This is a genomic window from Devosia subaequoris (assembly GCF_014197055.1).
Taxonomy (GTDB): Bacteria; Pseudomonadota; Alphaproteobacteria; order Rhizobiales; family Devosiaceae; genus Devosia; species Devosia subaequoris.
In genome coordinates this window covers 362,941-387,999 of sequence record NZ_JACIEW010000001.1, presented here as the reverse complement: position 1 = coordinate 387,999, position 25,059 = coordinate 362,941, and the positions used below count along the sequence as shown (strand labels likewise).

The window sequence follows — 25,059 nt, the reverse complement described above, 5'->3', positions numbered from 1 at the left end:
CACATGGCGGCCTACGGGCCGCCATTTCTATTTCGGGGTGACGTGCCGCGGAATGTAAAGGTGCTCCACTTCGATTCCGTGGGGCACATACTTGCCGCGATGCAGCCAGAACCGCTCGCCACAGGCGGCGCGCGCCATTTCCACCATGGCATGCAACTGGGAAGTGTCGCGCGATGTCATTTCTACCCAGACGAAGCCACGATCGGTCGCCGGATCACGCGTGAACCTCACCCCGATCCCCTGACCGGGCATGAGTTGCATTTCCGGCAGGTGCCGCCGCAGCTTTGCCACGAAATCCGGCGCATGGGTATCGGGCACACACACTTCCATATTGCGTACGCGTCGCCGCGTATCGCGGAAGAATTTGCCGAGCAATCGTTTGGCAGGCACTCCGGTCCAGGGGGCGAGTACGCGTTCTGAGGAGCCCACGATCCGTTGCCGTCCCCGCATGCGCAAATTGAGCAGCAGTTTCTGGATCCAGTGCGGCGACCCGCGCATCGGTGGGAAGGGACGTCGGTCGCCCGGCACTGTCCCCGCGACTGGATTGACGTTGTAGACCATCAACTCGTGGCTGCGCGGGTACCAATGAATAGTCGTGCTGAAATTGACGCGGTACTCGCCGGACACATAGTCCTCCAGTCGGCTTTCCCTCTGCCACTCTATGGTATTGGCTAAAAGTCGGCTGGGTTGGCACGCGAAGGTCACTTCAGTGACAACGATCCCTCCATCACCGCGTAGTCTGTCCCACAGGGCGTCATCGCGAAGCGAGAATTTCTCCTCCCCGCTCTCGTCCACATAGCGGATCGCGGTAATGAGATCGTAGATCGAAATGTGTTCACCGCTGCTGCCATGCACTTCGGCGAAAAAGCAGGCACCCGCTGAGATATCGACAAATTCAGGGAGTGTCGCCAGGGAGAGCCCGCGCGGTACCAGATAATCGAGGACGGTACGAAGTGTCGTGCCGGCTTTCACAGTCAGGCCGTTGTCGACAAAATCAACGATCCCCGAATAGTGTTCCATGACCAGTTGATCGGTCTGTTTGCGGTCGTTGAACCAAAGAAAGTAGCCGCGCCCAATAGCATGATACGGCTTGCCGCTGCGCACGGTATTGCGAATGACATCCAGGCTGCGTGCCTCGACAATGCGGGCTGGGGGCTCGAAGAAGTCGGCAAGCGTGCGCCCGCTTTCCACTCCACTCAATGTCTTCACCTTGTCGGAGCTGACCTGCACGTCATGGCCAAGAAACCACAGCGTCGAGGGGATGAAACGCCCTCCAAGCTTGCCCAGCCAGTCAGGCGCCAGCAGGATTGGCCGCTGCGCCAGCGCAGCCGCGTGCCTGAAATAGTCATCTGAACGCACATCGAGATCACCGAGGTTGATCACCTCATTGGCCACTCCGCGCTCAATCAACGCCAGTAATTGTTCGGCCAGGTCCACTACATGAATGAGGTTGATGGTGCGGTTCCTGAGGCCGAAGGGTGCCATGCGCATGGCATCCACGATACCGCTGGACCAGGCCATGTCCGGCCCCATCACCATGGTCGGCCGTACAATGAGAAAGTTTATGCCCTTCTCCCGGCAGGCCGCGATCACCCGGGCCTCTTCCGTCTGCTTCAGCCGCGTATAGGCATCCAGGCGCCTCGTCCCGGAGAGATCCGCATCCTCGGACTGTACCGGCTGCTGTACCGGATCAAGCGCTGCATAGACCACCTGGGAGCTGAAATAGACAAACAGCTTGCACCGATCGGGGGAGATATGCGTCAGCAGCTGTTCGGTCGTTGCCTGATTGGCCGGGATGAACTTCCGCCCGCGCGCTTTGGTGTTGAGCGCCGCGTGCACGACAATTTCGGCAGCACCAACCGCCTCGGCCAGCTCCGGTTTGTCGTCGAACTGCACGGTGTGAACGCCCTTGGGCGCGCCGGCGGGCGGGCGCCGATACACCGCCACAACCTTATGGCGAACCGCCAGCGTCTTGGCCAGTTGCTGGCCAATGCCGCCGCCGGCGCCAACCAGGCAGATTTGCATCGGCTGCACGACCGAAGGCGACAGCCCCGGAACCGGTGTTGGATCGATGTGCTCGCGGCGGTTCACCCGGTTACCGGATAGCGCCGAGCGCCGGCTTCTGCAGCTTCAATGGTGGTTTCGATGAACCTGACCGCAGTTTCCAGGCCTTTTTCCTCCGACAGTGCTTTGCCGATGTTCGCGGCGTTGGTCGCCATGGCCTTGTTGTTGGTCAACTCATAGAGCGCTGTTGCCAGGATCTCCGGCGTGATCGCCCGCAGACGCACCGGGGCAGGGCCGCAACCCAGCGCCCTGACGCGACGTCCCCAATAGCGTTGGTCATAGGCCTGCGGCACTGTGAACGTGGGCCTTCCCGCTCTCAGGCCCGCCGCGGTGGTGCCGGCGCCGCCATGATGCACCACGGCCGATACCAGCTGGAACAGTTTGTCATGCGGCGCTTCGGCAACCGCAAAGACGGTGTTTGGCAAGTCGGCCGGATTGATGCCGCCCCAGCCACGCGCCACGATGGCCCGTCCGCCCCACTGCTCAAGAGCCGAGCGCAGCAATTGCGTATTGCGTTCCGCACCAAAAGGCATCGAACCGAACCCGATATAGACCGGCGGTGGTCCTGCATCGAGAAATGCCTGGAGTTCGGGCGAGGGCTCCCAGTCGCTATTGTCATCCAGAAACCAGAACCCAGTCACCACTGCAGTCTGCGGCCAGTCCCGCGGACGAGGCGAAATCGTCGCGGAGAAATTATAAAGCGTCGGGATATTGTTACCGTTGCTGTCCTTGAACAGCCCGCCGCGCTTGCGGGGACCGAGCCCCATCAACTGTTTGCGCACCCGATCCCGTGGCATGTCGTAATAGGCCTGCTGCAGGTTCATCGCGATGTAGCTGAGCTTGTTGAAGGTGGGCCCCAGATCGGGCACCTCATAGGCACAGATGGGAAATTCGCGTGTCGGATTGAGTGGCTGCATCGCCGTCATGATGACGGGAATGTCCAGGGCCTCGGCGATGTCGATGCCGAAACTGGTATTGATGTTGACCACAATCGCGTCTGCGCCCTGCGACATGGCCCAGGCATTGCGCGCGGCGCGCTCCACCAGGGCCTGTCCTTCGCGCAGCAGCTGCGGAAAGTGGTGCAGCTTCATCTGGCTGATGGCGTTGTCGAATCGCGATTCCTGCAGCCAGTCCTGAATCTTGGTGCCCAGGCTGTGGAATTCGACCCCATGCGAGGTCACCATCTCTTCAAAATCAGCATTCGTACCCAGGACGACGTCGTGGCCGTCGTCCTGAAGTGCTTTGGCCAGCGCGAGATAGGGCCGAACGTCCCCAGAAGTGCCGATTGTTGCGATTGCGACGCGTTTTCCCATGCACCTATCCGAACAGCCCCGGCCGCGCTGTGGCCGACAAGGTGATTACATGTAAAGGCTCGCTGGCATTTACAAGACTTGTCTCAGGCCATAAAAGACGCAGACCACGCTTGGGTGGTATCAGAAGTCAATTCTGAAGGGCAAGAGACATGGCGTCCCCGTTCACTGTTGCATGGTTTGGAGCACTGCTCGCCGGCAACCCGGTGGCGGCCCGCATCGCGGCAGCGGCGGCAAGCGCCCGATAGCTCTTCCCGCGTGGCCAGGAACTGGCCGGGAAGAGCCGAATAGATTTGTTTCCGGTCCGTTTGGGGCCGTTTAACCCGTATACAACCATAATTCCGCGATAATCGGCCTCAAAATGATAGAGGCGTGGCGCTCTGGCGCGTCGCGGCCAGTTTCAGGCTTCAACGGCCATCCGAGGATCAAATGAGCGAAGTCTTCCATCGCATCCGCCGCCTTCCCCCCTATGTGTTCGAGCACATCAACCCGATCAAGGCCAAGGCGCGCGCCGAGGGCGTGGACATTATCGATCTGGGCATGGGCAATCCCGACTTGCCAACGCCGGAGCATATCGTCAACAAGCTCAAGGAGACGGTGGCCGACCCGCGCACCCATCGCTATTCGACTTCCAAGGGCATTCCGGGCCTGCGTAAGGCCCAGGCGAGCTATTATGGACGCCGCTTCGGCGTGAAACTCAACCCCGATACCCAGGTCGTGGCGACGCTTGGCTCCAAGGAAGGCTTTGCCAACATGGCCCAGGCCATCACCGCGCCTGGTGATGTGGTTCTGGTACCCAACCCGACCTATCCGATCCACTCGTTTGGCTTCATCATGTCGGGCGGCGTTGTGCGCTCCATGCCCGCCGACCCGAACGAGGACTTCATGCGCTCGCTCGATCGGGCGGTGCGGCATTCAATTCCCAAGCCCATCGCGCTCGTACTGAACTATCCGGCCAACCCTACCGCCTACACGGCCGACCTGGATTTCTACACAGAGGTCGTCAAATACTGTAAGGCCAACGACATTTTCATCCTGTCCGATCTCGCCTATTCCGAGATCTATTTCGACGAAGCGCCGCCTCCCTCCGTGCTGCAAGTGCCCGGTGCCATGGACATTGCCGTCGAGTTCACCTCGATGTCCAAGACCTATTCCATGCCCGGCTGGCGCGTGGGCTTCGCTGTCGGCAATGAGCGTCTGATAGCCGCCTTGGCGCGAGTCAAATCCTATCTCGACTACGGCGCCTTCACGCCCATTCAGGTCGCTGCGGTCGCCGCCCTCAACGGCTCCGACGAGGTGGTCGATGAAGTGCGCAAGATCTACAAGCATCGCCGCGACGTCATGGTGGAAAGCTTCGGTCGCGCCGGCTGGTCGATTCCCGTGCCGCGCGCCACCATGTTTGCCTGGGCGCCGATTCCCGATCAGTTCGCTCATCTCGGGTCGCTCGAATTCGCCAAGCTGCTCATCCAGGAAACCGGCGTGGGGGTCGCACCGGGTGTGGGCTTCGGTGAATATGGCGATCAATATATACGCCTGGCCTTCGTCGAGAACGAACAGCGCATCCGTCAGGCCGCGCGCAACGTCAAGAAACTGCTCGGCGGCAAGACCGGGCAGGGCAATGTCGTGCCGCTCAAGGCCTAGTCGAGTTTGAACATGACAAGGATCACCTTTTGTATGGAGAACTAACTCCGGCCAAAGGGTGATCCAAGTCTCGACCAGCCCACTTTCCTTTGACAACTCCTATTGACGGCTAGGCGATTTCCTATGCACATGTCGCCACCATGAGCGATATCCAGTCTTTCCGCCAAGCCGTCGAATCTTTCATCTCTGCAAGGGGTTGGACCCCCACGCGTTTCGGCCGCATCGTGGCCGGCGACCCGCTGTTCGTGTTCGACCTGCGCGAAGGCCGCGAACCGCGCAGCGAGACCCGCACGCGCATCCTTAAGGCCATGGCTGAACTGGGGGACACCGACACCCAGGCGCCCCTGCGTGTCGGCGTTGCCGGCCTGGGCAATGTTGGCGCCACACTGGTGCGCATCCTGCAAAAAGACAGCGCCGAGCTGACGCGCAAACTTGGTCGCCAGCTGGAAGTCGTCGCTGTTGCCGCGCGCTCGCGTTCCCGGGATCGCGGCATCGATATTTCAGGCCTTGAGTGGTTTGACGATCCGGTCGCCCTGGCCAAATCGGATGGCATTGACCTGTTTGTCGAACTGATCGGCGGCGAAGACGGCCCGGCCTTTGCGTCGGTCAAGGCGGCGCTCGAAATCGGGCGCCCGGTCGTGACCGCCAACAAGGCGCTACTGGCCAAGCACGGCGTCACCCTGGCGCGCCTCGCCGAGGAATCTGGCGCCCAGCTCGGCTTCGAGGCTGCCGTCGCCGGCGGTATTCCGGTCATCAAGACCCTGCGCGAAGGTCTAGGCACCGCCCGCATCGCCAAGGTCTTTGGCATCATGAACGGCACCTGCAACTACATCCTTACCCGCATGGGCAATGAGGACATTTCTTTTGCCGATTGCCTCAAGGACGCCCAGGCCCTGGGCTATGCCGAGGCCGATCCGACCTTCGACGTCGAGGGGTTTGACACTGCCCACAAGCTCTCGATCCTCTCGACCTTGTGCTTCGGCTATGAAATCGCCCCCGACAAAATGAGGGTGGAAGGCATTTCCAACATCACCCAGCACGATATTCAGGTGGCCACGGAACTGGGCTACAAGATCAAGCTGCTGGGCATTGCCGAACGCACAGAAAGCGGCATTGAACAGAGAGTACATCCCACCTTTGTACCCAAGGGCAGCGCCATTGCCGGTGTTGATGGGGTGATGAACGCGGTTGCCCTGGAAACCGACCACGTGCACGAACTGTTGCTGGCCGGCCCGGGCGCAGGCGGCCCGCCCACGGCGTCATCGGTACTTTCCGACATTCTGGATATCGCCCGCGGCACCCGCGTTCCGCCGCTTGGCGTGCCCAGCGACGAACTCTTGCCCTATCGCGAAGCGCCGTACCGTGCCCATGAAGGTGGGTTCTACATCCGGCTCAGCGCCAAGGACGTCCCTGGCGCCCTGGCTGCCATTGCCACGCGCATGGGGGAAAAGTCGATTTCCATTGATTCTGTCATCCAGCGGTCCGATTTGAGTGCCAAGGCCATCGCGCCCGATGGATCGCCGGCCCGGACCGTCGTGATGATTACCCAACAGACTTTGGAATCATCGGTGCGCGAAGCGCTTGCACAGATAGCCGATGATGGGTTCATAGTCGGCGAACCACAATTGATACGTATCGAAAAGCTCTGATCTGTCCGGTAGAGCTTCAGGGGGAAACATGAAGCTCAGTAAGGTCGAAAACGGACGGGATCCCGCCAATCTGCATCGCACCCTGACGCTTGAAATGGTGCGCGTCACCGAGCGGGCCGCTATCGCTGCGGCTGAATGGCGCGGCAAGGGCAATGAAAAGGCCGCCGACGAGGCAGCTGTCGCCGCCATGAAAGCCGAACTTGACGAACTCGCCATATCCGGCCGCATAGTCATCGGCGAGGGCGAACAATATGAATGCGACGACCTCTTTGTCGGCCAGTCCGTGGGGCAGGGGCAGGGGCCAGAAGTCGACATCGCCGTCGATCCGCTCGAAGGCGTCACCCTCTGCGCCAAGAACCAGCCCGATTCGCTTGTTGTGCTCGCCATGGCCGAACGCGGTGGCCTGCTCAACGTCGCCCGCAACGTTTACATGCACAAAATCGCCATCGGTGCCGAATACTCGCCCGAAACCGTGCATATCGAATGGTCAGCGACCGAGAACGTGAAGGCGCTGGCCAAGGCCAAGGGCGTGCCGATTTCCGAAATCACCGCCATTGTGCTTGATCGTCCGCGTCATGGCGGCCTGCTCGAAGAGCTGCGCACAGCTGGCGTTTCGGTCAAGTTGCTTAGCGATGGCGACATTGCCGGCGTCATCCATGCCGTCAACACGGCTGACACCGGCGTGGATATCTATCTCGGCTCCGGCGGCGCCCCCGAAGGCGTTCTGGCCGCGGCAGCCTTGCGCTGCATTGGCGGGCAGATGCAGGGCAAGCTCATTCTCGACACCCCGGACAAGCGCATGCATGCCAAGGACATGGGCATCACCGACCCCAATCGCATTTATGATGTGACCGAGCTGGCTTCCGGCGACGTGCTGTTTTCGGCCACAGGCGTCACCGACGGCTCACTCGCCGAGGGCGTCCGCCTGCGGCGCGGTTGGGTTGAAACCTCGACCGTCGTCATGCGCAGCTGGAGCCAGACCACGCGTTGGATCAAGGCGCGGCACGCGCGGTAGCGGCACGAGCGATGCCACCCTTCTCCCCTGTGGCAGAAGGTGCCCGAAGGGCGGATGAGGGGTCTCTTCGCCGCCAACCCCTTTCCACCCAATCTGAAATCCCGTAATCCTCGCCCATGCCCGAAACCCCGCGTCCTTTTCTCGACATCACCCAATCGGTCACCGGCCGCGCCTGGGTCGATCGTCTGGACACGGGCGCGGCGCGCAATGCCACGGCCATTGGCCAGCGGACGGGGATTCCGGATATCCTGGCGCGCATCATGGCCGGGCGGGGCGTGAGCCTTGAGGCTGCCGAAAGCTATCTCGAGCCGACCATCCGGGCGCTGATGCCCGATCCGTCGACCATGACCGGCATGGACGATCTCGCCGAACGGCTGGCGAGGGCCATAACGGACAATGAGTCCGTCGCGCTTTTTGGCGATTATGACGTGGATGGCGCCTGTTCCTGCGCCCTGATGGCGCGATTCCTAAGACATTTCGGTATCGAGCCTCAGGTTCACATTCCCGACCGGATCTTTGAGGGCTACGGTCCCAATAGCGCCGCTATGGACAAGCTGATCGACGCCGGTGCCAGCCTGATCATCACGCTCGATTGTGGCACCACCAGCGAAGGACCCATCGCCCACGCCCGCGAAAAAGGTGCCGATGTTCTGGTCATCGACCACCATTTGGTGGATCACGACCTTCCCCCCGCAAATGCCCTGGTCAACCCCAACCGGCCAGATGATATTTCGGGCCTGGGCTATCTCTGCGCCGCCGGTGTCACCTTCATGGTTCTGGTTGCAGTCAATCGCACCTTGCGTAACCGTGGCGATACCGGCTTGCCCGATCTGCTGGGCCTGCTCGATCTGGTAGCGCTGGCCACCATCTGCGACGTCGTCCCTCTGACCGGACTTAATCGTGCCTTTGTGGTCCGGGGGCTGGAGGTCGCTCGGCGCGGCGAAAAGCCCGGCCTCTCGGCCCTGGCGCTGGCGGCGCGCGCCAGTGGGCCGCTCAACCCTTATCATCTCGGCTTTCTCATCGGCCCGCGCATCAATGCCGGGGGCCGCATTGGCGACGCGGCATTGGGAACACGCCTTCTCGCCCTGGACGACGAGCACCAGGCCATGGTCATCGCCGCGCAGCTCGACGAGCTCAATGGCGAGCGGCAGCGCATCGAAGTGGAAGCCGTTGAACAGGCCGCCGCAACCGCTGAAGCCGAGATCGGTAGTGGCGAAGGCCCGCCCGTCCTGGTTCTGGCCTCTGCCGACTGGCATCCGGGCGTGGTGGGACTGATTGCCGCGCGGTTACGCGAGCGCTTCGAGCGTCCCAGTTTCGCAATTGCCCTCAATCCCGATGGTACCGGCACAGGCTCGGGCCGGTCGATGCCGGGCGTCGATCTGGGCAGCGCGGTTATTGCGGCGGTCGAGGCCGGTATCATCCCAAAGGGTGGCGGTCATGCCATGGCGGCCGGTGTCAGCTTGCGGCCCGGCGATCTTGGGTCGTTCCGCGCTTTCCTCGCCGAAAGGCTCAGTGCCAGTGTCGGGGTGGCGCGCGCGGCCTCCGCGCTCAAGGTCGACGCGGCATTGACTGCGCGCGGTGCCAATATTGATCTGCTGCGCAATCTGGAGCGGGCGGGGCCCTATGGAGCGGGCAATCCTTCGCCCGTCTTCGCATTTCCCGCTCACCGCGCCCGTTTCCCCCAGATTGTAGGCAAGGGCGGGCACATCAGTTTTTCGCTGGCATCTGATGATGGCGCCAAGCTCAAGGCCATCGCCTTCCGGGCCGCAGGCACCGCCCTGGGGGATACCTTGATGCGCGATGGCGATGGCCCGCTGCATTTTGTCGGCGGCCTGTCCGTCGATCACTACCAGGGCCGCGAACAGCCCCAATTCCGCCTGATCGACATTGCCCGCCTACCACGTTGATCACGCACCGATCCGTTCCCATATCGCATGCGTAGTGCCTTGGCATATGGACCGGCAGAGCGCCTGGAAACGACAGGCGACTTGCATATCCATTTGCGAAGACTAAACTATCTTTCGGTGTCCTGTGGGAGGCGACGCCTCTCCTGCAGGACATTTCTGACAAATATGCTTGGCGACGGGCACGCGTAGCGCCGCCATTTCTTGCTAAGGTTGGACCAAGCGGCACCATGACAAAAACAGCCGTCGAACACTCTCAGACAGGCGCTTCGCGCTGGACGCACTTGACATCATGGCTGGTGGAGCAGGTTGGAGTTTCCCTGATCGGCAAGCCAATGCACGGCTCGCTGACGGTGGTGTTTCCCAATGGCCGCACCCGCACAGTGGGCCAGGGCAATGCCGGCGAGCATGCCACCCTGCGATTGAACAATTTCAAGGTGATTTCCGAGGCCATGCAGCGCGGCACAGTTGGGTTCGCTGCAGCCTACATGAATGGCGATATCGAATCGGACGATCTTACCGCGCTTTTCCGCTTCTTCCTGCAGAACCGGGACATGTTCGATCAGGCCGGCAAAGGCTTCTTCCGTCGTGCAGCGGCCGATTTGCACTATCATCTCTCTCGTCGCAACACGCTTGAAGGCGCTAAGAAAAACATCGCGGAGCACTACGATCTCGGCAATGATTTCTATGGCCAATGGCTCGATCCCTCGATGACCTACTCATCAGCGGTCTTCACCTCCGGCGACCAAAGTCTCGAAGAGGCCCAACTGGCAAAATATCACCGCGTTGCAGATATGGCCGGCATCAGCGAGGGGGCTTCGGTTCTCGAAATCGGATGTGGCTGGGGTGGCTTTGCCGAGACGGTTGCACGCGACTATAAAGCCAATCTTCGCGGCATCACCCTTTCAGCCGAGCAGCTGAAATTCGGTCTGGAACGACTGAAGAGGCAGGGGCTCGATCAATATGCGACCCTCGTGTTCGAAGACTATCGCCACACCCAGGGGCAGTTTGACCATATCGGCTCGATCGAAATGATCGAGGCAGTCGGGGAAGACAACTGGCCGAGCTATTTCCAGACCTTGCATGATCGCCTTAAGCCCGGCGGTACCGCCGCCATTCAGGCTATCACCATCAACGAGGCTGATTTCGACGGGTACCGGGCCGGGCCGGACTTCATTCAACGCTATATCTTCCCCGGTGGCATGTTGCTGACCAAGACGGTGATGAAAGAGTTTGGCACCCGCTATGGTCTGGTGCTCGAACAGGTGGAAACTTTCGGCCAGTCCTATGCGCGCACCCTGCGTCTCTGGCGCGAGCGTTTCCTGGAGCGCTGGCCGATGATTGCGCCGCTTGGCTATGACGAAACCTTCAAGCGCAAATGGGTCTATTATCTGTCGTACTGCGAAGCCGGGTTTACCGAGGGCGCCATCGACGTGGGTATCTATCAGTATCGCCGGCCGGCAGAACCGGCTGCCTAGCCTGGAAGTCCATGGTCTCGCATCGCGGCCGCAATATGGCTCAAGCGATAAGCCCCAGGGCACGATCGCTTGCGGTCGCGGCATATTTGTTTCGCGGCGGCCACGGACGGTCCCGCCAGTGTGGTGAGAACGCGAAACTTGAGACGGAACGGCCCTGTACCAGAGCACCATTGCCTGCGCCGAGCGCATAGTCGTAGTAGAGCTTAACGACTTCCTCTTTGGTGACTTGCTGAACCGCTGGATGCGCGATGCAGGCGTCACGCCAAGCACGCACACGGCCATATTCGGCGGCGTGCGGCAGCTCGAAGTCCTCATAATACTGGAGAAACCAGAAGCGCTTGAACATTGGCGTAAAGACAGCCTCGGCCAGCCCGAACGTATCAAACAGGTAAGGACCATGGGGATTGTACTGGCTTAGAAAATCGTTGATATCGCGAAATATCGCCAGCAGCCTTTCCGCATGGTTATCCCGCTTTTCGCGGTCCTGGTTCATCACGAAGAGATAGCCAGCTGCCGTGAAGGGCCCCTCACGCGCGATCAGCATTGACTCGATCGCATGCTCGACCGGATCCGGGCGCCGCAGCATGGGTCCCTCCAGCAACTCGTCGAGATAGCGCAAAATGACGAGGCTTTCCTTCACGATCGTTCCGTCTGGCGTCTCCAGCACGGGAAGCGCCGTGGTGCCGCGCGTCTTGGCCAGAAGCTCGGGGTCGCGCGGCTTGGTAATGTCGACGACCTTGAACTCTACCACGTCACTCTGCCCCCGCAGCGCCAGCATGATCTCGAGCCGCTGGGAAAATGGACAGACCGGGATGTGATAGACGATGTGCTTGGAGGTCATAGTTTAATCCAGTGGTGGTCCGGTAAAGCGCAGATTATGACGGCTGGCGGATTGTTCGACCGCGGGCATGTCCTCGGGAATGCGGAACTGGCTAGCCGCCATGTCGGCGAAGAATCCTTCGAACCCGCCTGGGGTGAGGATCACCAGATGCCGTGAGGGTTCGGTATCCACTGCCTTGAAAGTGTGGTTCGAGCCGCGCGGGATGAAAACGCTTTCCCCGGGCTGAGCAATGAATTCCTCGCCTTCGAGCCAGAATTTGCAAGCCCCCGAAACCAGGACAAAGGTCTCATCCTCGTTTTCATGGACATGGCGTGGCGGCCCGCTGCCTGCCGGGCACCAGCTATCGACAATCGACATGGTCCCGCCCGTCTGGTCAGGGGAGAGGATAGTCTTGTACCTGAACCCGAGCCATTCGATGACGTCGTCATCTGCCGTGAGGTCTTTCATCGTTCCACTCCTGATCTGGACTGAAACGAAAGCGCTTTCGTTGACAGGACTATAGCCCCGGGCCACGATATTGCCCAAAGTGTATTCCTCGATAGCGGATATCGCTGAGATGAATTTCGCGACGTTCGACCTCAATCTTTTGCGTGTGCTAGACGCAATTTTTCAGGAAGGCTCGACCGTAAAGGCCGCGGATCGGCTTGGACTGTCTCAGTCCGCTGTCTCCGGAAATTTGTCACGCCTTCGCCATGCACTTGGCGATCCACTTTTTGTGCGACAGGGCAATCGGCTAGTGGCGACGGACTACGCGGTAGGACTGAAGGTCCCCGTCCGGGAGCAGCTTGAGCAGATCGAAACATTGCTTTCACCGGCTGTTCAATTCGATCCGGCAACTGCCCAGGGATCGTTCCGCATCGCGGCGAGTGACTTCTTTGCCGAACTGCTCATGCCCCGGCTAGGCGACTTGCTGCAGCGTGAGGCGCCCGGCATCCGGACCCAACTTGTTGATCTCGTACCGCGCGATTACGTGGCCAGCCTCGAACGCCGCAACGCGGATTTGGCGCTGATCCCCGAAACGACTTTGCCAGACTGGGTCATGCATGAGCGGCTCTTTGGCTCGCCATTTCTTGTCATCGCCCGCAGAGCAAACCCGGGGATCGCGGGCCTGAAGGCAGGTCAGGTCATGCCCTTCGACGTATTCTGCGGGCTACACCACGTCTTGTTCTCGCCTGAAGGCAACTTTGCGGCCATGGGCGACACCGCGCTCGCCAAGGTTGGAAGGGAGCGGAACGTAGCAATGTCTGTTCCTGTTTTTTCGGGCGTTTGCCGCGCCGTGCGAGAAAGCGATCTTATTGCACTTGTTCCCGCGCAGCTTGCGATCGATGTCGCCGACAGCTTTGACCTTCAGACCTTCGAGCCGCCAATGCCTATCGACCCGCCTTTGATCATTGGCATTTGGCATAAGCGCTTCGACAAAGCGCCGCTAGCGGCTTGGATGCGGGAACGAGTTTTTACCTTATTGCGTGCTCTGGACCGCTGAAGATCTGTCCGCTGTGCCCGTCTATCATCGATCTCAAATGCGTCCTTCCGCGAGGGACGGAATGGAGTTTAAGGCGACGACCGTTTCATCGCAGAATCGCAGCGCTGTAGTTTCGGGGAGGCGCCAGTGATGGCGGCTGCGCGGCAACGGGAGCCAGTTCATCGAGGATGGGAAAGCTTGGTACGCCCAAGGGGAATCGAACCCCTGTTTACGCCGTGAGAGGGCGTCGTCCTGACCGCTAGACGATGGGCGCACGGTCATCGCTTTGCCTTGCCACATGCCTCTGCAAGCAGGGGGAAGGTGGTACGCCCTAGGGGAATCGAACCCCTCTCTGCACCGTGAAAGGGTGCCGTCCTAACCGATAGACGAAGGGCGCATCAGCGCGATGGCCGTCGTATAATGGGGTGCTTTTGATTGTGCAACCCCGTTTGCGTTGATCCCGTATGCTTTTTTTCGTCGGACCGAGTTATCAACAGCCCGAGAAGGTCACCGGGCGCCGATAGCCGCGGGGCCGGTCACGCACATCGACATGGATAAAAGTCCGGCCGGGATAGCAGCCGAGGCCACCAACGCCGTCCACCGTCATGGCGAACGCGATCAGGTCTCGCTTGGAGACACCGGGAATGTAGAAGTCCGCCGCCATGCACTTGGTGTGATAGGAATTGTCGGCGCCGCCCACCGAGGCGTTGTGGAACGGGTTCCGATAGCCCGAATTCATCACGACCTTGCGGCCGAACCGGCCTTCAAACTCCCAAATGACGAATCGCAGCTTTGGCGAAATGCACAGTGCATTCACATTTTTGGAACTGACATAGGTACCCCAGTCCTGCTTCAGACCCGAATAGCCCGCACCGCTGCCGCTGGCAAACATGGCCATGGGCAGGCACCCGGCCAGAAATAGGGCGGTGGCGATGGTGACGGTGAAGAAACGAAGCTGACGTGACATGGCGACCTTCCCGTGGCGTGTCGCGATTGCGCAACAGGCAATGGGCATTGGGGTTCGGTCGCTAAAATTAGAGCGGTTTCGCTAACCGGGCGCTAATCGGCACGGTTAGCGAAAACTTAACTCTGGCAGAGAGCTACCAGGAGCCGGTATTGGGCATCGAGGCCCAGGGCTCCTTGGGATCGAGATGGCCGTCCTGGATCAGTTCGACCGAAATCCCGTCGGGCGAGCGCACAAAGGCCATATGGCCGTCGCGCGGCGGGCGGTTGATGGTGACGCCCATGTCGGAAAGGTGCTGGCAGAGGGCGTAAATGTCCTGCACCCGATAAGCCAGGTGTCCGAAATTGCGACCACCGGTATAGGGTTCCGGATCGGGATCCCAGTTATAGGTCAGCTCGACTTCACCGCCCTCGTCGCCCGGCGCGCGGAGGAAAATCAGGGTAAAGCGGCCCTTTTCGTTGTCGGTGCGGCGCACCTCTTCGAGGCCCAGGCCCTGACAATAGAACCTAAGGCTTTCCTCGACATCGGTGACGCGCACCATCGTGTGCAGATATTTCAAGGCAGTCTCCTCTGGCTGTGTATTGCGGTCCAGGCCTACCAAGCCCAACCTTGCCCCGCAACAACACCGCAAAGGCACCTGTCAACAAAATCGAAAGACCTTCTTAACTTTTGCCTCTGAATCGGCGAGACTACATAAATCTAGTGAGGAGTACCCGCTTGTAGCGGGCGAGTGAAAAGGCGTTTGGAAAATGGGGGCCAAAGGCAGTGGCGAGGGTCGTGACGCCATCAACCTGACACAGTCGGGCGGATCTTTGCGTGACGACCATATGGGGGGCAACCATCAGCCAGCCAGCGACACCATAGAGGTTGCGGGCACGATCAAGTGGTTCGATGCGGGTAAGGGTTTCGGTTTTATCGTTCCCGACAATGGCATGGCCGATGTACTTCTGCACGTGACCTGCCTGCGTCGCGATGGATACCAGACCGCCTATGAGGGCGCGCGCATTGTCGTTGAGGCCTTGAATCGTCCCGGTGGCTTACAGGCCTTCCGGGTTGTTTCCATGGACGAATCCACCGCCCGCCATCCATCGCAAATGCCGGCGCCCCGGACCCATGTCGTTGTCGAAGCCACTTCGGGCATGGTGCGACTGGAAGTGAAGTGGTTCAACCGCATACGTGGTTTTGGTTTCCTCTCTGCCGGCGACGGCACGCCGGATATCTTCGTCCATATGGAGACGCTGCGCCGCTTCGGCATCACCGAACTGCGTCCGGGACAATTCGTACTGGTGCGCTATGGTCAGGGCCCCAAGGGCCTCATGGTTGCCGAAATTCGGCCCGATGGCTGGGGCGAGGCACCATCCTCGCACTAGGAGCCTCTTAGTCTCACATCAGGGAAACACTGCCCGCAAATGAACAGCTCGCCGATTTCGACCCGACGGGTCTACCAACCGCTGCGGGCCGTTGCGGCACTCGCATCAGCCGTGTTGATCAGTCTTCCACTCGCGGCCTGTAGCGACGAGACCAGGTTGGTTGTGCAGTCCGAAAGCGGCGACCACGCTTTTACCGTTGAGGTCGTCGACACCCCCGAGACCCGCGCTCAGGGGCTGATGTATCGTCAGGAACTGGCAGACGATGCGGGCATGCTGTTCGATTTCCAGGAAGAACGGCCAGTCTCGTTTTGGATGCGCAACACATTCATTCCGCTCGATATGCTGTTCATCGAAGCGGACGGCACGATCCTGAACATCCACGTCAATGCGCGCCCGCACGACACCACATCGATACCCTCAGAGGGGCCGGTTCAATTCGTGCTGGAAATTCCCGGCGGTCGTTCGGACGAGTTGGGTATAGCGGCAGGCGATACGGTCGAGCATCCGCGGATCACAGCCGCGCAATAACCATGCAGTCGATGACGGCCCACAGATGCAAGCTTGCCCCGGCCACCACGAACACATGCCACAGGGCATTCTGGAATTTCAGCTTTTCCCATAAGTGGAAGACGATGCCGGCGGAATAGGTTACGCCGCCTGCCAGCAGCAGCCACAATGTGGACGAGGGCAGGGCCTGCCCCAGCGACTGGAACACCAGCACACCGCTCCAGCCGATCGCCAGATAGAGCAGAATTGCAACTCGCCCAAATCGTTCCGGCACGATCAGTTTGAGGGCAACCCCAACCAGCGAAGCGCCCCAGACCAAGCTCATCATTATCACGCCACTCGGCGTCTTTCCCAGTACAGCGAGAAACGGCGTATAGGAGCCGGCGATGAAAAGGAAGATCGCCGCCTGATCGAGCCGTGCCAGGTAGTGCTTGGCCGGCGTATTGGGCCACAGGTTAAAGGCCAGCGATACGCCGAGCACGACCACCAGGGTCACGACATAGACGGCCAGGGCAGGGAAGGCCTCTGGGGCCGTCCGCAGCAGCGCCAGGGCAAGCAGAACGGATCCAGCCGCCACCGCAACCACTAGGCCAAGGATGTGGACAATGGCATCCACGACAAGCTCGGCCCTGGAATAGGCCCGTCGCAGTCGCATGCCAATTCTGGCTTGAGTATGGGCGGCGTTGGTCATCATCCGTCCTCCTTGCCCTCATCGTGTGGCGCGGGTGTGACCAATCTCTTTCCGGTTGAGGCGAATGTGGATGAAGACACAGATTCCTGGTGAACAATCCCTTGCTGGTGTCAGGGCGGCTTGACGGGTAACGCTGTCGTTACTCTAACCGTTGGCATGACCAGACGCTCAAAGCCCCCCATTGCCATCTATTCTGCTCTAGCGGATGCCACGCGCTGCCGCATCGTTGAGATCCTGACGACGGGCCCTGTTCCCGTTCACACGTTGGCGGACGCGTTCTCCATCAGCCGTCCGGCCATTTCGCGTCATTTGCGCATCCTCAAGACTGCCGGTTTGGTGGTCGAGGTCAAGAAAGGGCGCGAGAACCACTACACGCTTAAGTCGGGCAAACTTGCCGGTGCAGTGAAGTGGCTCAATGCAACTGCCTTGCGAGAGCCAGAGGTCGGATCGATGGAAGAAATAGCGGCGCCGGTGAACGAGCCCAGTGCGTCGGAGCCAGCCACCGGGCTCCAAACCGGGAAGATCGCGACACCTCGCCGGTCAAAGCCCACGAAGTCCGAACCTGCAGAGGTACCCGATGTTATCGTTACAGAACCTCCGCTCTTCGCCCCGAAAGTCGACAAGTCTCCACGTACGTCTAAGTCGCCCGAGGTGAACCAGATGGGGTTCGACTTCTGATTTTCAGATTTGCGGCGCCGGCAGGGGGGAAATCAGTGGTGATTCTGACTGAGGCAAATCAAAGGTTTGCTGCACCGTTCGCTCGAAGTCGGCCGCTGTCCACATGATCTGACTGGGCGACAGGCGCGATTCCACCGCGCCGAGTGCGGCCCGCGCCCCTAAGGCAAAGGGTCGGATGGTCTGGCCAATCACCTGCGAGGCGGCCAGCGCAGCGCCGATATCCTTGCTCTGATCCCCGATATACCAGACCACATCATTGCGCCGCAGGTCGCGGCCGAGTCCATGCAGCGCCGCAACGATCGAATCAGGCCATGGTTTGCCGCGCGACACATCCTCGCGGAATATTGCTGCGCTGAAGTACTTTTGGAGATCGAAGGTCTGCAGGACGTCGTGGCCATAGCCCCTTCCCAGCCCGTTGCTGACTACGCCCAGGGTCACGCCCTCGGCGCAGAGCCTTTCCAACACACCACGCATTGTTTCACACGGCTCGAGCATCTGCTCGACACTCTTGCGCCGAACCTTGTGAATTGCCCGATGAACCAGGAGTTTTGGGCTTCGATTCGGAACCGTCAGGTTTCGGCGCGCCAGTCTGAATCGCGCAACAAGCCGACCGCCGCGGTGCGAGCAGTCGTCCAGGAACTCCAGCATCTGCAACACACGAGGATTTACGTGGTGCACCAAAGTCCCATCGAGATCGAACAACACGATTGTGGGTCGATTTGCGTTATCTGCCAGTGGACTTGCCCCCATTGGATTCGCAGGTTGGCGCAATTCGTCAACACGGACAACCCTTTTTGGTGGTAGCTCAATCGTCCTCGCACTTGCTTCGGCGCGCGCAGATGCTGGAAAGGTGGCGATCCCGACAGGATTCGAACCTGTGACCAACAGCTTAGAAGGCTGCTGCTCTATCCAGCTGAGCTACGGGACCGAACAGGGCCTGTTTAACCCATTTTTGCGCCATGGCCATACCCCCGGTGCAAATGCGCTTAGCTCATTGTTGTGAATGATGCGCGGTGCTCTCGCGAACGATAAGCTCGGAATTGAGGACGATGCGCATGGGACCGCGCCGATGCTCCGAATCCTCCAGGAGGTCGATCAGCATTTCGGCGGCCATCCGCCCCAGCAGCTCTCGCGGCTGCCGCATGGTCGTCAGCGGCGGGGTATAATGCGCGGCGACCCCGAGGTCATCGAAGCCGATCATGGAGATATCACGCGGGCAAGTCAGGCCATGTTGGCGCAAACCGGACAGAAAGCCGATTGCCGATTCGTCATTGGCGGCGAAGATGGCTGTCGGGCGCTCATTGAGCGACATGAAATGTGCAGCGGCAGCAAAGCCGCTTTCCACCTCGAAGTTACCGCGGAACAACCACTGCTGCTGCACCGAAAGACCGGCCTGCATCAGGGCGTTGGTGTAGCCCGCCAGTCTGTCACGTGCGACTACATTGTTCTCAGGCCCTAAAAGGTGAGCGATCTGGCGGTGACCCAGATCAATCAGATGACGCGTTGCGCGCTCTGCTGCCGACAAATTGTCCGTCAGGACGGTGTGAAATCCCGAGTTTGGAATCTCCTCGCAGGCGACGACGAGGGGCACGGAGTGGGGCGGCCGGACTAGGGCATGCATTGAGGGAAGGTCCAGCGAGCCATCGAGCAGCAACAATCCGTCCGCCCGATTGGATAGCATGTAATCCTGCAATCTTTGGGCCGGTGCTCTCGCCAGAAAGAGGTTGGCCACAAGCACACCATAGCCCCGATTGGTAGCCTCGCGCTCCACAGCATCCAGGATCGATGAGAAGAAGGAATTCCGAATATCGGGAAGCGCCACCAGAATGGTTTTCGCTGTGCGTTGGCGCAAAGAGCGCGCCGCCTGGTTCAAAGTGTAACCGGTTACACGAATTGCCTCGGAAACACGCGCTCGGGTCCTCTCGCTGACCCTGTCGGGGCTCGACAAGGCGCGGCTAACAGTGGCTGTCGATACATTCGCAAAACGCGCAACATCTTGAATTGTCGGCGTTTTTCTTGGATCTGTCATCGCTGGCAGCGCCCCCTCTCGCTGTCAGGTCTGGAAACGATCTAAAACGAACTTGACAGGTCCGCAAGGCTTGTATGAAACTCCTGAAATCGATTGCACAATCGGTTTCTACGCTGTAGTGCAATCGATTACACACAATTGAGGGTTGCCTAATTGGAAGGGTAGCTATGCAATTGGTGCATCGCTGGAGCATAAGCTCCTCGTGTTCGTTGGGAGGACAACCTATGAAAAAATTTGCAGTGGTTGCCGCTATGGCAACTGCTTTCCTTGGCTCCACGTCCGCATACGCCGTGGATCTGGAAGTGACCCACTGGTGGACCTCGGCTGGTGAAGCCGCGGCAATCGCCGAATTCGCCAAGGTCTTCGAAGAAGAAACCGGCAATAACTGGGTGGATAGCGCACTGGCCGGTTCGGGCACTGGCGCCAATCCTGTGATCATCAGCCGTATCATCGGCGGCGACCCGATGGGTGCCACGCAGATGAACACTGGCCGTGACGCTGAAGAGCTGATCCAGGCTGGTCTGATGCGCGACCTGACCGACGTGGTCTCCGATATGGACCTCGACAGCTTCTATGTCGATCAGTCCCTGCTTGAGGCCTGCCGCTATGAAGGTGGTCTCTATTGCTTGCCGATCAACATCCATTCGTGGGACTGGCTGTGGCTCTCCACTGCCGCCTATGAAGAAATTGATCAGCCGATCCCGACCAACTGGGATGAGTATGTGGCCTCCTGGCCCGCGCTGGAAGAAGCCGGCATTCTGCCGTTCGGTCTGGCGACCGGTTGGCCGATCTCGGGCGTTCCGGGTGTGCTGATGTCCGGTATCGGTGGCTCGGACCTGGTCCTGGCTGTCAATCGCGACAAGAGTGCAGATGCGGTTCGTGGTCCGGAATTTCGCAAGGTTGCCGAAGCCATGGATTCGCTCCGTAAGGTGATCTCGCCGGACATGATGGTTCCGTCCTTTGGTGACGTGGGCAATCAGCTCCTGACCGGTGAAGCTGCTGGTAACATCCACGGCGACTGGCTCCAGGGCGACCTGCAGGTGGCCGGTGGCGTGCCGGGTGAAGACTACGAATGTCTGCCGGCTCTCGGTATGGGCGATCAGCTCACCGGCGGCGGTGACTCCTTCTACTTCCCGGTTCTGCCCGACGGCACCGATCCGGCTGTGATCCAGGCTCAGGCTGATCTTGCCCGCCTGCTGATCTCGCCTGAGGCTCAGCTCAAGTTCAACCTGGTCAAGGGTTCCATGCCGATCCGCACCGACATCGACCTGTCGGCTGCCAATCCCTGCATGCAGAAGGCTCTCGGCCTGCTTGAGAACGGCCTGCTGCCTTCGGGTGACTTCGCGCTCTCCAGCGACACCCAGCAGCAGCTTCAGGATCTGAACATCGAGTTCCTCGATGACGACAACATCACTGTTGACGATTACATCGAGCGCTATGCCTCGATCATCGAACAGGCTGACTAATCGACAGCCCGTTCGGGTGAGGCTCTTGCCTCATCGATGAAAGCTGTGGTCGACCTTGAACGAAAAAGGTCGACCACTTCCTTATGGAGAGAGAAGTAATGGCGGACACAGCCGTTCACACCAGGGAGGGTGCGGAGCAAGCTGCTCGGCCTAGTCTCCTCAATAGAATTTTCCTGCACAATTTATCTGGCAAGATCGCAGCGATCCCCATGATGGCGACGGTGCTGATCGTGTTTATCGGCTGTACCGTCTGGACGATCTATTTTTCCTTCACCAATTCGAGGCTGCTGCCGACTGGCAAGTTCGTCGGTTTCGATCAGTATGAGCGCCTGTTTGCGACATCGCGCTGGAACGTGTCGGTCACCAATCTGATCACCTATGGTGTGTTCTCGTTGGTGTTTACCCTTGGCATTGGCTTCCTGCTCGCGGTCCTGATGGATCAGAAGATTCGCTTTGAAAGCGCCTTCCGTACCATCATGCTCTATCCCTTCGCGCTCTCCTTCATCGTGACAGGCCTTGTTTGGCAGTGGATCATGAATCCCACGCTCGGCCTGCAGGGCACGATGCGCAATCTGGGTTGGGAAAGCTTCACCTTCGACTGGATTGCCAATCCCCGCATGGTGCTGTTCGCGCTGCTGATCGCGGGCCTCTGGCAGGGCGTGGGCTTCTGCATGGTACTCATGCTGGCAGGTCTGCGCGGCGTGGATGAGGAAATCTGGAAAGCCGCTCGTGTCGACGGCATCCCGACATGGCGAACCTATGTGTCGGTCGTTCTGCCCATGATGCGCGGCGTCCTGGTGACCGCCGTGGTGCTCATCGGCTCAGGCATTGTCCGCCTGTATGACCTTGTCGTGGCTCTGACCAATGGCGGGCCGGGCATCTCCTCGGAAGTGCCTGCCAAATACGTTTACAACTACATGTTCGGTGGCGGCAATATCGGTCAAGGCCTCGCTGCCGCAACCATGATGTTGGTGACCGTGCTGATCATCATGGTTCCTTGGGCCTATCTTGAATTCGGTGGAAGAGGGCGTCGCTGATGAGCCAGACCGCTACCATGTCGGGCTCCGCACCGACGACAACCCCCACTGCAGGCACTGAGCCGCGCGGGCCAAGGCCCAAGCCGTTCTTTACCCCGAAAAAGATCATGCTCTACGCGACATTGGTCTTCTTCAGCCTGTACTTCCTGTTTCCCCTCTATGTGATGGTGGTGACATCGTTCAAAACCATGCCGGAAATCCGGTTTGGGAACATCTTCGCTCTCCCCAACCAGATTAGTCTGGATGCCTGGTTCAAGGCCTGGACCAGTGCCTGTACGGGCCTGACATGTGAAGGGCTTTCGCCAGGTTTCTGGAATTCGGTGAAGATCACCATTCCATCCACGCTGGTGTCGATCTTCATTGCCGCTGTGAACGGCTATGCGCTGGTGAACTGGCGGTTCAAAGGGTCGGAAATCTTCTTTTCCATCCTGATCTTCGGTTCGTTCATACCCTATCAGGTGTTCTTGTATCCGCTGGTGATGATCACCCGCGAACTGGGCATATTCGGTTCGCTGCAGGCCGTCATTATCGTTCACACCATCTTTGGCATGCCGATCCTGACATTGCTCTTCCGCAATTACTTTGCGTCACTGCCCGTGGAACTGTTCAAGGCCGCCCGTGTCGACGGGGCAGGGTTCTGGCGTATCTTCTTTGAGATCATGCTGCCCATGTCACTGCCGATCTTCGTGGTGGCTCTCATCCTGCAGGTCACCGGAATTTGGAACGACTTCCTGTTCGGTGTGGTCTTTGCGGGTACGCAGAACCTGCCCATGACCGTGCAACTCAACAACATCGTCAACTCGGCTCAGGGTACGCCCGAATACAATGTCAACATGGCTGCGACCGTGCTGACCGGGCTCGTGCCGCTGATCATCTATTTTGTGTCCGGCAAGCTGTTCGTACGCGGCGTCGCCGCCGGCGCCGTGAAGGGATAAAATCCTAATGCAAGCAAGTGTTTCCATCAAAGACCTCTCGCTCAATTTCGGCAGCGTCAAGGTCCTCGAACATCTCGACCTCGACATCGCACAGGGCGAATTCATCGTGCTGCTCGGGCCTTCGGGCTGTGGCAAGTCGACTCTGCTCAACTGCATTGCCGGCCTGCTCGATGTTTCGGACGGCCAGATCTTCATCAACGGCAAGAACGTGACCTGGGAGGAGCCCAAGGATCGCGGCATCGGGATGGTGTTCCAGTCCTATGCGCTCTATCCGCAGATGTCGGTCGAACGGAATCTGAGCTTTGGCCTGCGCGTTTCTGGCATGCCAAAGGCGGAGATTGAGCAGCGCGTGAAGCGTGCTGCTGAAATCCTGCAGATCGAGCCGTTGCTGCAGCGCAAGCCGGCCAACCTCTCCGGCGGCCAGCGTCAGCGCGTTGCCATCGGCCGTGCCTTGGTGCGCGATGTTGATGTCTTCTTGTTCGACGAGCCGCTGTCCAATCTCGATGCCAAGCTCCGCTCGGATCTGCGTGTCGAGATCAAGCGTCTGCACCAGCGTCTCAAGAACACCATGATCTACGTGACCCACGATCAGATCGAGGCGCTTACTCTGGCTGACCGGATCGCCATCATGAAGAATGGTGTGATCCAGCAGTTGGCGGATCCGCACACCATCTACAACAAGCCGGTCAATCTCTATGTTGCGGGCTTTATCGGTTCGCCTTCGATGAACTTCATCGAAGGCACGCTGAACGGCAATACCTTCACTTCCACTGATGGCACCGTCATGCCGGTGGGGGCCTACGAATATATCGCGGCACCAACCGGTGAAACGAAGGTGGTCCTTGGCATTCGTCCCGAGCACATCTTTGTCGGTGATGCAGCGGCCGATATGCCGTTCAAGACGGAAGTTGAGATCGAGATTGTCGAACCCATGGGTTCTGAGACCCTGGCCTGGACCAAGATCGCCGGCCTGCCGGTGACCTTCCGGTGCAGCGCCGACATCGACATCAATGCTGGTGACAAGATCACCGTCGGTTTCGACATTGCTCGCGGCTCGTTGTTTGACGCCGGCACCGAAGCGCGTCTCTAGCAGGCTCTGAATAAAATCACTGAGTGGCGCCCTCAGGGGCGCCGCTCCGCCGGGTTTCCGGCATCCACTTTACTTTTGCGGCAGTCGATCTGTCCGGGCGAGGCGACGCCAGCCCCTGGCCAGGCTATCTCCCGGTCCGACGCGACACCGTGTTTCAAACATCCTGACGAGGCCAATCATGGACTTTTCGTATCAGCTATACAGCGCCCGCAACGAGGCGTCTCTCGACGACACCCTCGAGACCCTGTCCAGCCTGGGCTATACCCAGGTCGAGGGCTGGGGCGGCCAGTTTGAGGACCCTGCGGCCCTTGCCCAGAGCCTGAAGAATACAGGCCTGACCATGCCGACCGCCCATATGGGCTTTGGCCAGCTTGAGGACACCGACGCGGCGCTCAAGATCGCCGACACTGTCGGCATTCAGACCGTTTATTGCCCTGCGCCGCCCTCCGAAGCCTTCCGCACTGGCGGTGGCGATTGGCAGGAATTTGCCGAGGGCCTGGCCAAGATTGCCGCCGCATTTAAAGCTGCAGGCAAAGGCTTTGGCTACCACAACCACCACTGGGAATTCACCAAGGATGCCAACGGCAAAACGCCGATTGAGCTTATCCTTGACGCGTCCCCCGATACGCAGTGGGAAATGGACTTGGCCTGGGTCGTCCGCGCCGAAGAAGATCCGATCTTCTGGATGGATAAGTTGGGCAGCCGCATCACCGCAGTCCACGTCAAGGACATCGCGCCTGCCGGTGAGAAGACCGATGAAGATGGCTGGGCCGACGTTGGCACAGGCACCTTGGATTGGCCGAACTTCATCAGCCAGATCAAAGCCAAGACCAAGGCACGTTACTTCGTGGCGGAGCATGACAAGCCGAGCGATGCCATTCGCTTTGCACGCAATGCGGCCGCCGCTCTCAAAGGCTACGGGGTCTGA

23 protein-coding genes and 3 tRNA genes are annotated in these 25,059 nt (G+C 59.7%); 14 read left to right on the top strand and 12 right to left on the bottom strand.

Annotated features, from left to right (window positions below; genetic code table 11):
* Positions 1-27: 27 nt before the first annotated feature.
* Complete coding sequence (locus GGR20_RS01895; RefSeq protein WP_183309530.1) at positions 28-2,091, bottom strand: NAD-dependent epimerase/dehydratase family protein; 2,064 nt, start codon at positions 2,089-2,091, stop codon at positions 28-30.
* Positions 2,088-3,377, bottom strand: a complete 1,290-nt coding sequence (locus GGR20_RS01890; RefSeq protein ID WP_183309529.1) for a glycosyltransferase — start codon at positions 3,375-3,377, stop codon at positions 2,088-2,090. Before GGR20_RS01890 ends, GGR20_RS01895 begins: the two co-directional genes overlap by 4 nt.
* A gap of 426 nt (positions 3,378-3,803) precedes the next feature.
* Here GGR20_RS01890 and GGR20_RS01885 point away from each other — a divergent pair, with 426 nt between their 5' ends.
* From GGR20_RS01885 to GGR20_RS01865, 5 genes are all read left to right on the top strand, one after another.
* A complete protein-coding gene (locus GGR20_RS01885) occupies positions 3,804-5,015 on the top strand; it encodes an LL-diaminopimelate aminotransferase (RefSeq protein ID WP_183309528.1) in 1,212 nt (403 codons plus the stop codon).
* A gap of 308 nt (positions 5,016-5,323) precedes the next feature.
* Positions 5,324-6,664: a homoserine dehydrogenase gene (locus GGR20_RS01880; RefSeq protein WP_246349410.1), complete on the top strand. Its 1,341-nt coding sequence runs from the start codon at positions 5,324-5,326 to the stop codon at positions 6,662-6,664.
* A gap of 28 nt (positions 6,665-6,692) precedes the next feature.
* The gene (gene glpX / locus GGR20_RS01875; protein ID WP_183309526.1) at positions 6,693-7,679 is read left to right on the top strand and encodes a class II fructose-bisphosphatase; all 987 of its coding nucleotides are present in this window, start codon (positions 6,693-6,695) and stop codon (positions 7,677-7,679) included.
* 116 nt (positions 7,680-7,795) lie between these two features.
* Positions 7,796-9,586: a single-stranded-DNA-specific exonuclease RecJ gene (gene recJ, locus GGR20_RS01870; RefSeq protein WP_183309525.1), complete on the top strand. Its 1,791-nt coding sequence runs from the start codon at positions 7,796-7,798 to the stop codon at positions 9,584-9,586.
* A gap of 227 nt (positions 9,587-9,813) precedes the next feature.
* The gene (locus GGR20_RS01865; protein WP_183309524.1) at positions 9,814-11,061 is read left to right on the top strand and encodes an SAM-dependent methyltransferase; all 1,248 of its coding nucleotides are present in this window, start codon (positions 9,814-9,816) and stop codon (positions 11,059-11,061) included.
* Positions 11,062-11,101: 40 nt separating this feature from the next.
* Here the strand turns inward: GGR20_RS01865 and GGR20_RS01860 are convergent, their stop codons facing one another.
* Positions 11,102-11,902 carry a glutathione S-transferase family protein gene (locus GGR20_RS01860; RefSeq protein WP_183309523.1) on the bottom strand — a complete coding sequence of 267 codons (801 nt, stop codon included), beginning with the start codon at positions 11,900-11,902 and terminating at the stop codon, positions 11,102-11,104.
* A gap of 3 nt (positions 11,903-11,905) precedes the next feature.
* Entirely contained in the window at positions 11,906-12,349 is a 444-nt protein-coding gene (locus GGR20_RS01855; protein WP_183309522.1) for a cupin domain-containing protein, read from the bottom strand.
* Between the two features lie 109 nt (positions 12,350-12,458).
* On the opposite strand from GGR20_RS01855, the gene GGR20_RS01850 reads away from it, so the two are divergent.
* Positions 12,459-13,385 carry a LysR family transcriptional regulator gene (locus GGR20_RS01850; protein ID WP_183309521.1) on the top strand — a complete coding sequence of 309 codons (927 nt, stop codon included), beginning with the start codon at positions 12,459-12,461 and terminating at the stop codon, positions 13,383-13,385.
* A 178-nt stretch (positions 13,386-13,563) separates the two neighbouring features.
* Here GGR20_RS01850 and GGR20_RS01845 read toward each other — a convergent pair.
* The 4 genes from GGR20_RS01845 to GGR20_RS01830 form a co-directional block, all read right to left on the bottom strand.
* A tRNA-Glu gene (locus GGR20_RS01845) sits at positions 13,564-13,638 on the bottom strand.
* A gap of 48 nt (positions 13,639-13,686) precedes the next feature.
* A tRNA-Glu gene (locus tag GGR20_RS01840) sits at positions 13,687-13,761 on the bottom strand.
* Between the two features lie 93 nt (positions 13,762-13,854).
* Complete coding sequence (locus GGR20_RS01835) at positions 13,855-14,331, bottom strand: YcbK family protein (RefSeq protein WP_183309520.1); 477 nt, start codon at positions 14,329-14,331, stop codon at positions 13,855-13,857.
* Positions 14,332-14,464: 133 nt separating this feature from the next.
* Positions 14,465-14,887 carry a VOC family protein gene (locus GGR20_RS01830; RefSeq protein ID WP_183309519.1) on the bottom strand — a complete coding sequence of 141 codons (423 nt, stop codon included), beginning with the start codon at positions 14,885-14,887 and terminating at the stop codon, positions 14,465-14,467.
* Positions 14,888-15,077: 190 nt separating this feature from the next.
* Here GGR20_RS01830 and GGR20_RS01825 point away from each other — a divergent pair, with 190 nt between their 5' ends.
* Both GGR20_RS01825 and GGR20_RS01820 read left to right on the top strand, forming a co-directional pair.
* Positions 15,078-15,698 carry a cold-shock protein gene (locus GGR20_RS01825; protein ID WP_420827416.1) on the top strand — a complete coding sequence of 207 codons (621 nt, stop codon included), beginning with the start codon at positions 15,078-15,080 and terminating at the stop codon, positions 15,696-15,698.
* A 39-nt stretch (positions 15,699-15,737) separates the two neighbouring features.
* Entirely contained in the window at positions 15,738-16,226 is a 489-nt protein-coding gene (locus GGR20_RS01820; RefSeq protein ID WP_183309518.1) for a DUF192 domain-containing protein, read from the top strand.
* On the opposite strand, the gene trhA is transcribed toward GGR20_RS01820, so the two are convergent.
* Positions 16,210-16,899 carry a PAQR family membrane homeostasis protein TrhA gene (trhA, locus tag GGR20_RS01815; protein WP_338084708.1) on the bottom strand — a complete coding sequence of 230 codons (690 nt, stop codon included), beginning with the start codon at positions 16,897-16,899 and terminating at the stop codon, positions 16,210-16,212. The genes GGR20_RS01820 and trhA overlap by 17 nt on opposite strands.
* A gap of 153 nt (positions 16,900-17,052) precedes the next feature.
* On the opposite strand from trhA, the gene GGR20_RS01810 reads away from it, so the two are divergent.
* On the top strand, positions 17,053-17,574 hold the full coding sequence (locus GGR20_RS01810) for an ArsR/SmtB family transcription factor (protein WP_183309517.1): 522 nt from the start codon (positions 17,053-17,055) through the stop codon (positions 17,572-17,574).
* 3 nt (positions 17,575-17,577) lie between these two features.
* Here GGR20_RS01810 and GGR20_RS01805 read toward each other — a convergent pair whose 3' ends face one another.
* From GGR20_RS01805 to GGR20_RS01795, 3 genes are all read right to left on the bottom strand, one after another.
* Entirely contained in the window at positions 17,578-18,279 is a 702-nt protein-coding gene (locus tag GGR20_RS01805; protein ID WP_183309516.1) for an HAD hydrolase-like protein, read from the bottom strand.
* Positions 18,280-18,425: 146 nt separating this feature from the next.
* Positions 18,426-18,502 (bottom strand) — tRNA-Arg (locus tag GGR20_RS01800).
* Positions 18,503-18,565: 63 nt separating this feature from the next.
* Positions 18,566-19,603, bottom strand: coding sequence for a LacI family DNA-binding transcriptional regulator (locus tag GGR20_RS01795; protein ID WP_183309515.1), 1,038 nt, complete (start codon positions 19,601-19,603; stop codon positions 18,566-18,568).
* A gap of 224 nt (positions 19,604-19,827) precedes the next feature.
* Between GGR20_RS01795 and GGR20_RS01790 the strand changes: the two genes are divergently transcribed.
* The 5 genes from GGR20_RS01790 to GGR20_RS01770 all read left to right on the top strand — a co-directional run bounded on the left by GGR20_RS01790 (position 19,828) and on the right by GGR20_RS01770 (position 25,059).
* Entirely contained in the window at positions 19,828-21,069 is a 1,242-nt protein-coding gene (locus GGR20_RS01790) for an ABC transporter substrate-binding protein (protein WP_183309514.1), read from the top strand.
* Between the two features lie 98 nt (positions 21,070-21,167).
* A complete protein-coding gene (locus tag GGR20_RS01785; RefSeq protein WP_183309513.1) occupies positions 21,168-22,106 on the top strand; it encodes a carbohydrate ABC transporter permease in 939 nt (312 codons plus the stop codon).
* Positions 22,107-22,123: 17 nt separating this feature from the next.
* Positions 22,124-23,041, top strand: a complete 918-nt coding sequence (locus GGR20_RS01780) for a carbohydrate ABC transporter permease (RefSeq protein WP_246349408.1) — start codon at positions 22,124-22,126, stop codon at positions 23,039-23,041.
* 7 nt (positions 23,042-23,048) lie between these two features.
* The gene (locus GGR20_RS01775) at positions 23,049-24,131 is read left to right on the top strand and encodes an ABC transporter ATP-binding protein (RefSeq protein WP_183309511.1); all 1,083 of its coding nucleotides are present in this window, start codon (positions 23,049-23,051) and stop codon (positions 24,129-24,131) included.
* A gap of 178 nt (positions 24,132-24,309) precedes the next feature.
* The gene (locus GGR20_RS01770) at positions 24,310-25,059 is read left to right on the top strand and encodes a sugar phosphate isomerase/epimerase family protein (protein WP_183309510.1); all 750 of its coding nucleotides are present in this window, start codon (positions 24,310-24,312) and stop codon (positions 25,057-25,059) included.